Consider the following 15,313-nt stretch of genomic DNA (forward strand, 5'->3'; position numbering starts at 1 on the left):
CCTCCTGAATATTTTGTAATTTCATAATAATAGCAGTTGTCAGATTAGATCACAAGACCATTTTCAGAAAAAACAATCATTTTGATGAATATCATACTAATATAACGCTTTCATTCTTGAAAAAGGAGAAAGAGTGATGATGAAAAGAGGGGGAAGATGAAAGAAAGTATGGAGAAATAATATTTAATGTAAATAAAAAGCCCCAGCATAAAAGCTGAGGCCATGCCAATTTTTAAAGGAAATCAGATACTTCTTCGATGTCGAAACGATTGCTTTTATGAGCTTCTTTCGCTGCTTTACCAACTGAAATCAGCATAACTGGCTCGTAACGGCCGCTTACATTGAATTCTTTGATGTACGCTTCTTTACTGAAGCCACCCATTGCACACGTATCATAGCCCATTGCTTTTGCCGCAATCATTAATTGCATAGCAGCTAATGAAGCATTTGAATACGCTGCTTCACGTGCATATTGCTTGCTTTGGTATGCGCCATTGATTTGAGTCATCAATGTTTCTTTAATGTCTTCAGTAATAAAGCCTTGTTCAGCCAGCTCACTGTAGATTTTTTCGCCATTTTGGTTCGCTTCAAGGTCACCTAGAACTGCAATAACAGCTGATGCTTGTGATACTTGCTTTTGGTTGTACGCGATTGGAAGTAACTTTGCTTTTGCTTCAGCACTATGGAATACAGTGAAATGCCAATGCTGAAGGTTCCAAGCAGATGGTGCTTTCGTTGTGATTTCAAGAAGCTCTGTTAACTCTTCTTTTGTCATTTCATGAGTAGTATCATACTCTTTTACTGAAGCTCTTTGTTTTAAGATGTCAATCGTTTTTTGATCGGTCGCCATATGGATATTTCCTCCCGTTTTTACAAATAGTATGGTACAATAACTAAAAAGTGAGAAACTTACTTATTGTAACTAGAGATATTTTAAATTGTACACCGTTAGTTTGTCAAACAATCATGAAAAGAAAGGCTGAAATTTATGGAATTCCAATTATGTCCACACATTCAGCAAGCTTTTTTACTCCTAGGCAAAAGGTGGAATGGGCTCATTATTCATGTATTGCTTGATGGTCCAAAGCGCTTTAAAGACCTCACAGACACGATCCCATCTATCAGTCAAAAAATGCTCGCAGAGCGTTTAAAAGAGCTTGAGCAAGAAGGAATTATAGAGCGGACTGTCCTGCCTGAGACGCCTGTCAAAGTCATTTACAGTTTAACTGAAAAAGGGAATGCGTTACATGATGTGTTTCATGAGGTATCTCGGTGGGCAGGGGAGTATACGGGACCTCACGAGAAAAAGGAGCAAGCCTAGTTTCAGGTTTGCCCAAACGTTTTGACTCCTGATGAATATGCTGATGTTAGGCACATGACAAAGGAGGAGAAATGCATGTACCCTCATACTCCGTATTTTCGAGGCGGCGCCCCTGGCATTCCGCCATATGAATCCAGAGTCCCTTTGTTTTTTGGTTTTGGCGCTCCTTTAGTCGGCGGACTGCTTGGCGGATTTCTAGGAAGTGCGATTTTTAATTATCCCCGTCCTTATTACCCGCCACCGCCACCACCTGCTCCACCACCATATGGCGGCGGATATCCACCATATTATTAAGAAAAAAGAGTAAGCCTGCTTCCATTCCAAAGCAGGCTTTTTATAATGGAATATCAATTTCAGAAATTCCTGGGTCATCATGCTTTAAAAACATTATTTCCAAAATGCCGTCTTGATACGATGCCTTTGTTCCTTTTCGTTTCACAGCAGCAGGGAGGACGACTTTTTTTTGCGCCCCTTCTTCAGGAAAATGATCAATAAACAGCAGATTGGCTGTATGTTTGATTTTGACTTTTTCTGTTTTCGGACGAGCAAGTTCAATTTTGACAAACACATGATCAGTCGTCTCGAACACTTCGACTTCTGGCTCTTTTTCTTTTTCGACATCAGTTTCTCTCGTTTTTTGATTTTGAGAAAGGGGGTCCTGAAATGGGAACTGAGCAGGATAATTGGAGCCGAATACACTTTCCATGACTTGATTGACATACTGCTCAACGTCTTTAGGATCTGAATTCTTTAAGGCTTCTTTTGAGAACTGCTTTTGAAAAGGGAATAATCGGTTCCAGTCGAACATGCGAATCATCCTTTCTAAATGCCCTGAATTAGTATATGCCCATTCGCCTGCGTGCGTGCTATAATATACGTTAGATTTAGAAAGGAATGGTTACATTGAACGAACAGCAATCAAAAGGTGTTCTCTACACGGCAGCATCTTTTACACTCTGGGGTTTATTCCCATTATATTGGAAGCTGATGGAGCATATTTCGTCAGGCGAAATTTTAGCGCACAGAATTTTATGGTCATTTGTGTTTATGTGCGGTATTCTTTTGTATTTAAAACAAGTCCGCCCAGCGATGCAGACAGTAAAGGGTCTCCTACTGGATGGTAAAGCATTTTTTTCATTACTTTTATCTGCTATTTTAATTTCAGTTAACTGGTATGTATACATTTGGGCAGTCAATCATGGTCTTATGCTAGAAGCAAGTTTAGGGTACTATATTAATCCGCTTGTATCCGTTCTATTAGGTATTATTTTCTTAAAAGAACGACTAAATAAATTGCAAACCATTGCCATCTTCATTGCTGCATTTGGGGTGATCCTTTCAACAGTTCAATACGGGTCATTTCCTGTCGTTGCTTTCTTATTGGCCCTTAGCTTCGGTTTTTATGGTTTGATTAAAAAAAGGATGAGCTTCACGAGCGCGATTGGTTTGACGATTGAAACGCTGCTTCTCGCACCGGCTGCACTTGTGTACTTATTATTTTTCTTAAAAGAACCTGTGGTGACTATGAATCCTAACAGCTTCGGGTCGCTCGGTCTCTTATTTTTTGCAGGCGTTTTTACAGCCGTGCCGCTTCTTTTATTTTCAGAAGGCGCAAAAAGAATACCTCTTTATCAAGTGGGCATTCTGCAATACATTGCACCGACGATTACGCTGTTTTTAGGGCTGTTTGTCTATCACGAACACTTATCCGCAGCTAAAATTGTGACGTTTCTTTGTATTTGGGTGGCGATTTTACTGTTTACCACCTCTCAATTACGCATGAAAAAAACAGCGAATTCTCATTAAGCTAAACGAGCAGTTTGCTTTTTTTTGCAGGCGGATCATGTCATAATAAGTTGTTACCAAAACTGTAGAGGTGATCATATGTCGTCAGCTCATGAGCTTGCAGCCGCCTATCAATCTTTATGGAAAAATCGTCAGCTTGATGTTGATGATATGTCTTCTTTACACGAGGCCATCTGTGATGATTTACTGGATGCACGAACACACCCACGGGCGAGAAAATCATTGCACCAAAAGTATGTGCTTGCTGTGGAAAGAATTTTAGATAGTGAGCTTAAGCATGATCATCAGCTGCAGCTGATCAGCTTACATACGAAAAAGCTGCGAGAATTAATTCAAAATGAAGGAAGGAACCACTCATGAAACCAATTCAAACGGAAGATGTCACAGCACATCTCGAATCGTTTTTAAATCGTCCAGTCTTCGTTCATCTTGAAACGACAACTGGTTCTTATTCAGCTCATGTAAATGAACAAAATATGACGGTTGTGGCGTATATCCGCAACGCGAAAGTCGTCTATTCACAGGCGAAAATAAAAGGACAAGGTCCATACCGTGTTGGAATGAAAACAGAAGATGGCTGGATTTACGCAGAAGGATTAACCGATTATGTGTTTGATGACAAAGGCCGACTGCTTTTAGCTGGGCACTTGCCAGACGGGAAACTAGCGATCTCATTACAAATTAGTGAAACACCATTTCAGGTGTAGAAGAAAGGGTGACAAGTCATGAACGAACATGTACTAGTGATGCTGCCTCACCCCGATGATGAATCCTTTGGGGTTGCAGGTCTCATTGCACAAAGCAGAAAACGCGGAATTCCCGTCACGTATGCATGCGGGACACTTGGGGAAATGGGCAGAAATATGGGCAGCCCAACATATGCTAACCGTGAAACACTTCCTGAATTAAGAAAACAGGAATTAATCAATGCCTGCAAAGAAATGGATATCACAGACTTACGTATGCTTGGCCTGCGTGATAAAACATTGGAATTTGAAGACGACGAGTATTTGGCAGATGTGATGGAAACCATTATTGATGAAGTCAAACCGACACTCATTGTGACGTTTTATCCAGGACACGGTGTCCACCCTGATCATGATGCGACAGGCGAAGCTGTGATTCGTGCTCTATACCGCAAGAAAAAAGAAGACCGTCCTGTCACATACTGCATGGCCATTACGAAAAATAGAGAAGAAGTGCTTGGAAATGCCGATATTGTAATTGATATTACAGATGTTGCAGATATCAAATTAAATGCACTGAGAGCGCATAGAACGCAAACAGAAGGCATGCTGAGAGAGCTTGAACAAAAGCTGAAAAACAAAGAACCAGTCGTCCAAAAATGGTTCGATGAAGAAATTTTCTGGACGTACCAATGGAATGATTAAACAAAAAAGCAGCTGACATAGATCAGCTGCTTTTTTGTAACTTTTTTTCAGCGTGATAGAAAACCTTTGCAGTCTAGAAAGGGCGAGCATCAGAGCGGAGCGAATTTAACATTCGTGAGCACTGGCGCACAGACCTGACAACGAATGCGAGGGTTTGTCTACACGCTGAGCAGCTGACATAGATCAGCTGCTTTTTTGTGTTGTCATATCATATCGAAGGTGACGTTTCTCAATCAACCTAAGACGGATAAAGAGGACGATGGCACCGGCGGCAAGCCCGGCAATTAGTCCGATCCAATAACCAAACGCCCCAAATGATGTATATGTGCCAATCAGATAACCGGCAGGAAGACCGATCACCCAGTAAGAGACAAAAGCAGCAATCAGCGTATAATTCACATCTTTATAGCCGCGCAGAGCACCTTGAATGGGTGCAGCAATCGCATCTGACAGCTGGAAAAAGATCGCGTAAATCAAAAAGTGCTGTGTCATTTGTAAAACAGTTGATTCAGTTGTATATAAACCAGCGATCTCTGGTCTGAATAACAAGATGAGTGCGGCCGTACATAACGAGAATAAAACCGCCGTTCCAATGCCGATATAGCTGTAGCTTTGCGCGTCTTTATACCTCTTTGCCCCCGCTTCAAAGCCAACAACGATTGTTAACGCCATTGAAATACTAAGCGGTAAAATATAGAGGATAGAAGCAAAGTTCATCGCTGCTTGGTGACTGGCGATAGTAATGGTATCAAAGTGCCCCATTAATAGCGTCACTGCTGCAAAGATACTCGTTTCAAAAAAGATTGCAAACCCGATAGGAAGACCAATTTTCAGAATTTGCCCTATACGGGAGATATTCAATCGAGGCAGTTTTTGAAACAAACGAAATGAGGCAAATGGTTCTGCTTTGAAAACAATACAAATACTCATGATGAAAATCGCCCAATACGTCATTGCAGATGCAAGGCCGGCACCCGCACCGCCAAGCTTTGGAAAACCAAAATTTCCAAAAATCAATACATAATTTAAAACAAAGTTAATTGGAAGTGCTGTGAGAGTGATGAACATTGTCACACGTGTTTTCCCCAATGCATCAATAAATGACCTCAGTACCGAATAACCAAACAGCGGGATGATGCCAAAAGCAAGAAAACTGAGAAAATGCCGGGCAATATCCTCTACGGAGTGCTCTAGTCCAAGTCCTCCGAGTATGTAAGGAACGCTGATCGTACCAATAACAATCACAGCGATACTTAAAAGAAAGGACAAATAGATCGCCTGAAAGACAGCTCGGGGAACATCTTCTTTATGCCCAGCCCCCATCAGCTGAGCCACAATCGGAGTAACAGCCATCAATATACCGGCAAGTCCGGTATAAACAGGTGTCCAAATACTAGAACCGATCGCAACACCCGCAAGGTCTTCTGCACTCACTTTTCCAGACATCACCGTATCTAAAAAGGTAATAAGCGAAAGACCTGCTTGGGTAATTAAAATCGGAATCAAAATGGTTAAAAATAGTGTCAGCTTTGCTCGAATGCTATTCGTTTCTCTCATCATAAGTTCCTCTCTGAACAGAAATAACGAGAGGAATTATATCATGCTATGTAAAAAAATCAATTCTCCGTCGGATTATTTTTCTTAGATGGCTTCGTTTTTTTAAACATTTGGGCATAAATAAAAGAAAGACTGACAACACCTAAAATGCTGCAAGCATATTGGATGATTTTCTGAATGGTCATATTAAGTTCACCTCCATACAAATAGAATGTGCACAATTTGCTATTTTATAACAACAAGCGAAAGAAGGAGGGAAAAGGTCAGATGATCCATCGGACGAACGAAGAAGTGATCTTTAAAGCAGGAATGAGAACACATTTGATGAACATTATGAAAGGTGCAAGTGACATCATTGATTCTCTTGATGAGACAGAGCAGTGCTTACTTTGTGATCTCGAATCATTGCATGATCAGTTTAATGAAATGCATGCAGAGGCTTCGTCGTTTTATTTACAAGCGTATATGGAAGAATTCACACCAGGATTTGCTCAATTTTCTTTAGCCATTGAGAATTTATCAAAACAAAAGCATGGCGCACTCATTGTGATTCAAAGACGGGATGAGGTTGAGGATTTTATTCAAAAAGGGACAAACCTGCATGCGAAAATTAGTGCTTCCTTAATAGAAAGCATTTTCTACCCGGGAAATCCACTGCATGATGGTGCTCTTTTAGTCAAAGAAAATACACTTGTTTCTGCTGCAAATGTGCTGCCGCTCACATCAAAAAAAGTGAGCCCTTCGCTCGGCACAAGGCATAGGGCAGCGATCGGTCTCTCTGGTATGACTGATGCACTTGTTCTTGTCGTGTCAGAAGAAACGGGAAAAATGTCGTTTGCAAAAGAAGGCGTGCTTTATCCGCTTACCGTAAAAGATCCGGAAATAAGAAAATAAAAACGAACGCTGCATTCTTCATTCCGAAGGATGCTTTTTTTATTTGCGGAGAAAAAACAGCCAATTAAGTAAAAAGTCATTTGATACAGAAAAATTTGTCATGTAGAATAGAACTATGAAACTAGCAGCGTGCTTGTTTTGACAAATTTCTAAACGTCAACTTAAAAATTCCTTAAAAAATGTTTATAAATAAAACAAACAGCCGATAGAAACGATATGGCTTTGTTTTAGCATTTTGAGTTGGCTGCTTTAGCCTATTTGTTATTGCCCAACGTCTTCATGTCGAGTAATATAATAGAAATAAAGATAAAATAGTGCAAGAGAAGCAGAACCATTAAATGCTAAACTCAAAACTAGTACATAAGTCTTATTGGACAAAATCATGAAAGGCGGAGATTCCTCTATGAAGAAAAAAGTAGTAACCGGCCTCACAGTTTCAGCGATCGCTGGCTCAGCTGTGTTCGCAGCACCGGCAGAAGCACAGACGATCAAGGTGAAAAGCGGGGACTCACTTTGGAAGATTGCCGAACAGTACAATACAAGTATTTCGGAGCTTCAATCTCTTAATCAATTAAAAACGACAATGATTTTTGCAGGACAAAGCTTGAAAATTCCTGGCGAAAAAAGCAAGAAATCCAGTTCATCAACAGGATCAAAAGCAACGAAGTCAAGTGCTTCTACGACTTCCAGCTATACTGTGAAACTTGGAGATTCTTTATGGCTGATTGCAAAAAATCATAAAATGTCAGTTGCGAGCTTAAAAAGCCTAAACAGCTTAAACAGCGACCTGATTCGACCAGGTCAAAAGCTAAAGGTATCTGGAAGCACGAAGACGAGCGGAAGCCAGTCATCAAATTCAAACTCATCTTCAAATTCCAGCTCAAGCAATAAGCCAACGAACTCAAATAGTTCATCATCATCAAGTACATACAAGGTCAAATTAGGGGATTCACTTTGGAAAATTGCGAATTCGCTAAATATGTCGATTGGTGAAATCAAAACATTGAACGGATTAAAATCTGATATGATTTATCCGAATCAAGTATTGAAAGTAAAAGGGACGGCTGCATCAAAACCAAGTCAGCCGAAACCTACTAAACCAAACAATTCAAACAGTAACCAGTCTTCTAGCGGGAAAACAACATCTTATACTGTAAAATCAGGCGATTCCTTATGGAAAATTGCGAATCAATTCAAAGTACAGGTTCAATCGATCCGTACAGCCAACAGCTTGAAAAGTGATGTGCTTAGAATTGGACAAGTATTAAAAATCAATGGTGCAGCTTCCGGTTCAACTGGAACGAATGGCTCTACGTCTAACGGTTCAACAAAGCCAGTCGATAATAACAAAAATGATGTACCAATGAATGCAAAGATCACGACAATGATCCAAGAAGGGAAAAAGCTGACAGGCGTTCCTTACAGATGGGGCGGTAATACACCCGCAGGATTTGACTGCAGCGGCTTTGTTTACTATCTCATTAACAAGGTTTCATCTGTATCCAGATTAAGCACAGCAGGCTACTGGAATATGATGACTTCTGTAAGCACACCTCAAGTTGGAGATTTTGTTTATTTTACAACGTACAAAGCGGGCCCTTCTCATATGGGACTATACCTTGGAGGGGGAGATTTCCTTCATGCAAGTGACAATGGAGTAGGAATCTCGAACTTAAGCAACCCATATTGGAAAAAAGCCTACTTAGGTGCAAAACGTTTCTTCTAAAAAAAGCCGATTTTCGGCTTTTTTTGTTTGCCCGCTGCTGTGATTGTCCATACTGATAACAAAAGGGGGCAGTCACAAATGAAAAAGTCAGTGTGGATGATCATGATATGTTTGATCTTTACCACATCAGCATGTCATGCACCGCCGAAAAAAGAAACGACAGAAGAAACAAGCGAAGTTGCCGCACCTAAACAAGCACCAGTCACGACGTCACTCATAAACGAAAGCGGACAAAAAATAGGAAGCATTGAAATAAGAGAGTCCTCAGAAAATGGGCTGGATCTGCATGTGAAAGCGAAAGGACTGCCGCCAGGTCCTCACGGTTTTCATATTCATGAAACAGGAATATGTGAAGCGCCAGATTTTGAAACGGCAGGGGCTCACTTTAATCCAACCCATAGAGAGCATGGTTTTGACAATCCAAAGGGGCACCATGCTGGAGATATGCCTAATTTAGAGGTAGGGGCAGATGGACAAATTGATGTTGTCGTGAATGTACCAGATGTGACGTTAAAGGGAGGCCCAAATCAATTAATCGATCAAAATGGGCGAAGTTTTATCATTCATGCAGAAGCAGATGATTACTTAAGTAACCCTTCTGGGAACTCAGGGAAACGGATCGCTTGCGGAGCGATGACAAAAGAAATGGTAAAATAACAGAAGTCTAACCTTTATGTATTGAGTGCATAAAGGTTTTTTTAGTATACTTGGTGAGGAAAATGATCGAAGAGAGGAATTAATCATACATGTTTAACGAACAATCACTCCCAGAAGAAATTCAAGCAATGATTGAAGCAAAAGCAAAAATGCTGGAAGAAGAATTTCGTCCCCTTATTGGAACAGGCGGCTATGAATCACAGGATACTTCTATCATTCAAGATGCCATGATTGCATTAGCACTAGGAAAAAACGTTCTTTTAAAGGGACCGACCGGCTCAGGTAAAACAAAACTAGCAGAAACATTATCCGCTTTCTTTCAGCAGCCGATGCACAGTGTGAACTGCTCGGTAGATCTTGATGCTGAAAGCTTGATTGGCTATAAAACCATCCACAATGATGGTCAGGTGGCTTCGATTGAATTTATTGAAGGACCTGTGACGAAAGCAATGAAAAAAGGCCATCTTTTATATATTGATGAAATCAACATGGCAAAGCCAGAAACATTGCCTATTTTAAACGGTGTACTCGACTACAGAAAAATGATGACAAACCCATTTACAGGTGAGGTAGTTAAAGCAGAAGAAGGCTTTGGCGTCATTGCAGCAATCAATGAAGGATATGTCGGCACAGTGCCTCTAAATGAAGCGTTAAAAAATCGTTTTGTTGTCATTGACGTTCCATATATCGGCGGCGGTATCCTGAAAGATGTACTGCAATCTCAATCTGTTTTAAAAGATGAGCGGTTAATCGATCAATTCGTACAGCTCTCATCAGACCTGATTACACAAGCTCATAACGGACAGGTGAGTGAAGAAGCAGCATCCATCCGCGCGCTCTTAGATACTTGTGATCTTGCGCAATACATCCCGCCGCTTCGTGCCGTTGAACGAGGGATTGTTGAAAAGCTGGAAGATGACCGGGAAAAAGCAGCGGTAAGAAATATCGCCCAAACATTATTCGAGTGAGGTTCTGACTTTTGAAATTCATCAAATTTAATGACAGCAGAATCGATTCATTTCTATTTATGGAATTAACGGATTTAGCCAAAACGTTAGCAAAAAGTGATGATGTCGAGCTTGAATACGGTGTGCAGTCCTACTATGAACCGTTTGAAAAGAAAATTTTCATCAGTCATTTTTGGGATGATCGTAAACAAGAAGATATGATAGCAGGGCTGAAAAGCGATGTGTTCCTTCGTGCAGTAGGGACGGTTTATAGCGATCTTACTGTATTTCAGGAGATCATTCGCTATGCCCATACATTATCCATTCCTGATGTATGTAAACAATTGTTTATGCTGTTTGAAGATATCCGGATTGAAGAGCGGATTAAACGAAGCCGCCCTGGAACAAAAAAGGTATTTAAACGAAGAAGAGAGTTATACCGACGTCACTTTAAGACGCAATTAACAATTAACCAAGAACGAAGCATTTTAACGGATGCACTCTTTTGTGCGATTTATGTGAAGCTGACAGCTGATTCTCCGCTCGAAGAGATCCCGCCTCTTCATGAGGAGATCAACCCGATGATTCCGTTTATTGAGTCAAGTCTTGAACGTGTATATGATGCGGGTTCAACAGCAGACATCGCAGTTATTGTAAAAGAATTAATGGAAGGCTTCGATGAGCTTCTTGAAAAGGACATGCTGAATACGTACTTTTTCTTCCCTGAATTGGACTATGAACAAGCGGCAAAAGAACCGCTGTTCCATGACTTAAAAAGAAAACCTAAATTAAGTGAGGACATCAAAGTCGACAGAGAAAAAGAAGGCGATGAAGACATTCACCAAGAGTATATGGAAGTGTGGCATCGAGAAACCGAAGCGCCATCCAAAAGCTTCCTTCAATTTGATTTAGAGCACGGCGGTAAAAGTGATCTTGGTAAGGATGCAGCAAGAGAAGGTGATGACGGAGATCAGGCACTCGGAACTGTCCAAGGCTCTGCAAAGCAAACACACCGAAAAGATTATTCAAAGCTTGAGGCGCTGGAAGAGGCTGAAGGTGAAGAAAGCGGAGCAGACGGTCATGAAAATGGAAAAGAGAACAAATATGCGTTTCCAGTCATGATTTCACCAGATCCTCCTAGGCCAGAACAAATCGATGTATACAAGCAGCATGCGAAGGAAATTGAGCCTTACCAGAAACGCTTAAAACAAATGATCCAAAAAACTCTTGAACATAAAAAATCATGGCCTAAAACAGACCTTCATGCAGGACGTCTCAGCAAAAAGCTGATTCGCTATTTTACAGAATCTAATCCGCGTCTTTTCTATAAAAAACAGGCACCATCTTCGCAGATTGATGCTGTTTTCACCTTATTAGTTGACTGTTCAGCGAGCATGTTTGACAAGATGGATGAGACGAAAAAGGGCATTGTTCTATTTCATGAAGCGTTAAAATCCGTGCAAGTTCCACATCAAATTGTTGGGTTTTGGGAAGATACAAACGACGCGACTGAGACAAGTCAGCCAAACTACTTCAACACAGTCGTGTCGTTCAAAGATTCTCTATTTGATGCAGGTCCTTCCATTATGTCTCTTGAGCCAGAAGAGGATAACCGGGATGGCTATGCGATCCGCCAAATGACTAAGATGATTTTAAAACGAAGAGAAGAGCAAAAGTTTCTGATTGTCTTTTCAGACGGAGAGCCAGCTGCGTTCAGCTACGAACAAAATGGGATTGTCGATACGCATGAAGCAGTTCTTGAGGCGAGGAAAAAGGGCATTGAGGTAATCAATGTGTTTTTATCCAATTCGCCGATAGAAGAATCGCAGATGAAAACCATTCAAGATATGTATGGCAAGTTCAGCATTTTTGTACCAGATGTCGATACATTGCCAGATGTTTTATATCCATTACTGAAGAAACTGCTGCATAAAAGCATTGGGGCATAAGGTTTTGCCCCTTTCTTCAAATTATTTTTCGGAATGATTTAAATTTTTTGTTTTTCTGTGAATTTTTTATCTTTAATTGAACAAAGAATGTAGAAAGTAATCCAAAACAGTGGTAGAATATTATTGGAAGCGTTTTATTACATAAATTTGGTCATTGTGTTCTGGAAGTTATATCGAGATAGTGTTCAATCACTTGATGATCAAAGTTGGGGGTAGTGTTCAAAATGTTTCAAAATGATGTGAAACAACCGTTGAGTTGGGAAGAATTTCATGGTCCGAACCTCGGCTATGTGCTCGAGCTCTACGATCAGTATGTCCAGGATCCTACTAGTGTTGATGAAGATCTAAGAGGCATATTTGATGAACTTGGTGCACCACCGAGTGAAATGAAGGAGGAAATTGGGAAAAAAGAAAATAGCGTAGTTACTTCTGAACAAATCCAAAAGATAGCATCAGTCGTTAAACTGGCAGAAGACATCAGAACGTATGGCCATTTAAATGCTTCCGTCAATCCTCTTCGCAAAGAAAAGGAATTACAAGAGCTGTTTCCTTTAAAGGAGTACGGTTTAACAGAAGAAGATGTCAAGAATATTCCGATTTCTATTATTAGTCCGGATGCACCAAAACACATTTCAAACGGCATAGAAGCCATTAACCATTTGAGAAATACGTATAAGCGTACCATTTCATTTGAGTTTGATCACGTGCATGACTTCGAAGAGCGAAACTGGCTCTCAAAATCAATCGAGTCTGGTGAACTATTTAAGAAAAAACCAGCAGATAAATTAGTTTCTGTATTCAAGAGATTAACAGAAGTTGAGCAGTTCGAGCAGTTTCTTCATAAAACATTTGTTGGGCAAAAGCGCTTTTCTATAGAAGGTTTAGACGCACTTGTTCCAGTACTTGATGAAATTATTTCAGAGTCTGTTACACAAGGGACTTCAAATATTAACATTGGAATGGCACACAGAGGCCGTTTAAATGTATTAGCACATGTGCTAGGAAAGCCATATGAGATTATTTTCTCAGAATTCCAGCATGCGCCAAATAAAGAGCTCGTTCCATCAGAAGGTTCTATTGGCATCAGCTACGGATGGACAGGGGATGTTAAGTACCATCTTGGAGCTGACCGTCAAATCAAAGACGAAGATACAAAGAGTGCAAGAGTCACGCTTGCTAATAACCCAAGTCACTTGGAATTCATTGATCCAATCATTGAAGGAAGCACGCGTGCCGCTCAGGAATCACGCACTCAAAAAGGCTATCCAGTTCAAGACGTTGAAAAAGCGTTAGCCATCTTAATTCATGGGGATGCAGCATTCCCTGGTGAAGGAATTGTGGCAGAAACATTAAATTTAAGCCAACTTGTAGGCTACCAAGTAGGCGGAACCATCCATATTATTGCCAACAATATGATCGGGTTTACGACGGAAAGCAATGAATCTCGCTCGACGAAATATGCAAGTGACCTTGCAAAAGGGTTTGAGATTCCTATTGTTCACGTCAATGCAGATGATCCAGAAGCGTGTTTAGCGGCTGTTCAGCTAGCTGTAGAATACCGCAAACGTTTCAAGAAGGATTTCCTTATTGACTTGATCGGCTACCGCAGATACGGTCATAACGAAATGGATGAACCTTCTACAACTCAGCCAATGCTGTACGATGCGGTCAGAAAGCACAAAACGGTCAAGAATATCTTTGCAGATAAACTTGTCGAAGAAGGTCTTTTGACAAAAGAACAGCGTGAAGAAATCGAGCAGGCTGTGACGTCTAAAATAGAAGAAGCCTATAAAAAGGTGCCTTCGAAGAAAGAGCATACGATTCAAGAAATCGAACTGCCAGAACCTGTATCAAACGGCTTCCCAGCAGTGGATACATCAGTAGAATTTGATGTATTGCGAAAGCTGAATGAAGAATTGATCAGCTGGCCGAATGATTTCCAAGTATTTGGCAAGCTGAAGCGGATCCTTGAAAAACGTGCAAAAGTGTTTACAGATGACCGTAAAGTAGAATGGTCACTTGGGGAAGCACTCGCATTTGCATCTATATTAAAAGACGGTACGCCAATTCGAATGACCGGACAGGATTCAGAGCGTGGTACTTTTGCTCAAAGAAACCTTGTTCTTCACGACAGTCAAACGGGTGATGAATTTATTGCTCTTCATGAACTGAGTGATGCAAATGCATCGTTTACTGTTCATAATAGTCCACTGTCAGAAGGCTCAGTCATCGGGTTTGAATATGGTTATAATGTCTATTCTCCTGAAACGTTAGTGATTTGGGAAGCTCAATTCGGAGACTTCGCAAATGCGGCTCAAGTGTATTTCGATCAATTTATCTCAGCAGGCCGTGCAAAATGGGGACAAAAATCAGGTTTAGTCATGCTGCTGCCGCATGGATATGAAGGACAAGGTCCTGAGCATTCAAGTGGAAGAACAGAGCGCTTCCTGCAATCAGCTGCTGAGAATAACTGGACAGTTGCGAACCTGACAAGTGCAGCGCAATATTTCCATATTCTTAGAAGACAGGCGAAAATGCTGCTTCGTGAAGAGATTCGTCCGCTTGTCATTATGACACCGAAGAGTCTGCTTCGTAACCCGAACACATTGTCTGAAGTCCAAGAATTAACGGATGGACAGTTCTGTCCAGTTCTTGAACAGCCAGGTCTTGTACATGATCACGAAAAAGTATCGCGTCTCGTGCTATCTAGCGGGAAGGTATCCATTGATATTAGTGATCGTTTTACTCAAATGGAAGAGCCGAAAGATTGGCTTCACGTTGCAAGAGTGGAACAGCTATATCCGTTCCCAGCCAAAGATATTAAAGGAATTTTAACAAAGCTGACAAACTTAGAAGAAATCGTATGGGTGCAAGAAGAACCACAAAATATGGGAGCTTGGGGATACATTGAGCCATATTTACGTGAAATTGCGCCTGAAAAAGTAAAAGTACGTTACATCGGCCGAAGAAGACGTTCAAGTACGGCTGAGGGTGATCCAACTGTGCATAAAAAAGAACAAGAACGAATTGTATCTGATAGCTTGACTCGCAAAAACTAAGGGGGA

The 15,313-nt window shown here is 40.8% G+C and carries 16 protein-coding genes; 12 read left to right on the plus strand and 4 right to left on the minus strand.

Going from position 1 to position 15,313, the window contains the following annotated elements; all coding sequences use genetic code 11:
• Positions 1–232: 232 nt before the first annotated feature.
• The gene (locus MHI60_RS16635) at positions 233–850 is read right to left on the minus strand and encodes a nitroreductase family protein (RefSeq protein WP_144484401.1); all 618 of its coding nucleotides are present in this window, start codon (positions 848–850) and stop codon (positions 233–235) included.
• 138 nt (positions 851–988) lie between these two features.
• Here MHI60_RS16635 and MHI60_RS16640 point away from each other — a divergent pair, with 138 nt between their 5' ends.
• Positions 989–1,321, plus strand: a complete 333-nt coding sequence (locus MHI60_RS16640) for a winged helix-turn-helix transcriptional regulator (RefSeq protein WP_095408799.1) — start codon at positions 989–991, stop codon at positions 1,319–1,321.
• A 75-nt stretch (positions 1,322–1,396) separates the two neighbouring features.
• Positions 1,397–1,615 (plus strand): hypothetical protein, encoded by a 219-nt coding sequence (locus MHI60_RS16645; protein ID WP_024422697.1) that lies wholly within the window; start codon positions 1,397–1,399, stop codon positions 1,613–1,615.
• Between the two features lie 40 nt (positions 1,616–1,655).
• Here MHI60_RS16645 and MHI60_RS16650 read toward each other — a convergent pair whose 3' ends face one another.
• Entirely contained in the window at positions 1,656–2,129 is a 474-nt protein-coding gene (locus tag MHI60_RS16650; protein WP_144484398.1) for an Hsp20/alpha crystallin family protein, read from the minus strand.
• An 86-nt stretch (positions 2,130–2,215) separates the two neighbouring features.
• On the opposite strand from MHI60_RS16650, the gene rarD reads away from it, so the two are divergent.
• The 4 genes from rarD to bshB2 all read left to right on the plus strand — a co-directional run bounded on the left by rarD (position 2,216) and on the right by bshB2 (position 4,518).
• A complete protein-coding gene (rarD, locus tag MHI60_RS16655) occupies positions 2,216–3,127 on the plus strand; it encodes an EamA family transporter RarD (RefSeq protein ID WP_240193798.1) in 912 nt (303 codons plus the stop codon).
• 78 nt (positions 3,128–3,205) lie between these two features.
• Entirely contained in the window at positions 3,206–3,487 is a 282-nt protein-coding gene (locus MHI60_RS16660) for a hypothetical protein (RefSeq protein WP_095408796.1), read from the plus strand.
• The gene (locus tag MHI60_RS16665) at positions 3,484–3,834 is read left to right on the plus strand and encodes a YojF family protein (RefSeq protein WP_095408795.1); all 351 of its coding nucleotides are present in this window, start codon (positions 3,484–3,486) and stop codon (positions 3,832–3,834) included. The genes MHI60_RS16660 and MHI60_RS16665 overlap by 4 nt, the downstream gene beginning before the upstream one ends.
• Before the next feature lie 18 nt (positions 3,835–3,852).
• Positions 3,853–4,518, plus strand: a complete 666-nt coding sequence (gene bshB2, locus MHI60_RS16670; protein ID WP_048239423.1) for a bacillithiol biosynthesis deacetylase BshB2 — start codon at positions 3,853–3,855, stop codon at positions 4,516–4,518.
• A gap of 183 nt (positions 4,519–4,701) precedes the next feature.
• Here the strand turns inward: bshB2 and MHI60_RS16675 are convergent, their stop codons facing one another.
• Both MHI60_RS16675 and MHI60_RS16680 read right to left on the minus strand, forming a co-directional pair.
• Entirely contained in the window at positions 4,702–6,075 is a 1,374-nt protein-coding gene (locus MHI60_RS16675; RefSeq protein WP_144484396.1) for an MATE family efflux transporter, read from the minus strand.
• Positions 6,076–6,134: 59 nt separating this feature from the next.
• A complete protein-coding gene (locus MHI60_RS16680) occupies positions 6,135–6,260 on the minus strand; it encodes a hypothetical protein (RefSeq protein WP_008359993.1) in 126 nt (41 codons plus the stop codon).
• 82 nt (positions 6,261–6,342) lie between these two features.
• Here MHI60_RS16680 and cdaS point away from each other — a divergent pair, with 82 nt between their 5' ends.
• The 6 genes from cdaS to sucA all read left to right on the plus strand — a co-directional run bounded on the left by cdaS (position 6,343) and on the right by sucA (position 15,307).
• Positions 6,343–6,969: a sporulation-specific diadenylate cyclase CdaS gene (cdaS, locus tag MHI60_RS16685; RefSeq protein ID WP_144484392.1), complete on the plus strand. Its 627-nt coding sequence runs from the start codon at positions 6,343–6,345 to the stop codon at positions 6,967–6,969.
• 403 nt (positions 6,970–7,372) lie between these two features.
• Complete coding sequence (locus tag MHI60_RS16690; RefSeq protein WP_144484389.1) at positions 7,373–8,695, plus strand: peptidoglycan endopeptidase; 1,323 nt, start codon at positions 7,373–7,375, stop codon at positions 8,693–8,695.
• A 78-nt stretch (positions 8,696–8,773) separates the two neighbouring features.
• A complete protein-coding gene (locus MHI60_RS16695; RefSeq protein WP_095408790.1) occupies positions 8,774–9,352 on the plus strand; it encodes a superoxide dismutase family protein in 579 nt (192 codons plus the stop codon).
• Positions 9,353–9,441: 89 nt separating this feature from the next.
• Positions 9,442–10,320, plus strand: coding sequence for a MoxR family ATPase (locus MHI60_RS16700; RefSeq protein ID WP_095408789.1), 879 nt, complete (start codon positions 9,442–9,444; stop codon positions 10,318–10,320).
• Positions 10,321–10,331: 11 nt separating this feature from the next.
• Positions 10,332–12,248 carry a VWA domain-containing protein gene (locus MHI60_RS16705; protein WP_095408788.1) on the plus strand — a complete coding sequence of 639 codons (1,917 nt, stop codon included), beginning with the start codon at positions 10,332–10,334 and terminating at the stop codon, positions 12,246–12,248.
• Positions 12,249–12,472: 224 nt separating this feature from the next.
• Positions 12,473–15,307 carry a 2-oxoglutarate dehydrogenase E1 component gene (sucA, locus tag MHI60_RS16710; RefSeq protein WP_144470861.1) on the plus strand — a complete coding sequence of 945 codons (2,835 nt, stop codon included), beginning with the start codon at positions 12,473–12,475 and terminating at the stop codon, positions 15,305–15,307.
• Positions 15,308–15,313: the final 6 nt, after the last annotated feature.

The organism is Bacillus sp. FSL K6-3200, from assembly GCF_038630485.1.
Lineage (GTDB): Bacteria > Bacillota > Bacilli > Bacillales > Bacillaceae > Bacillus > Bacillus safensis.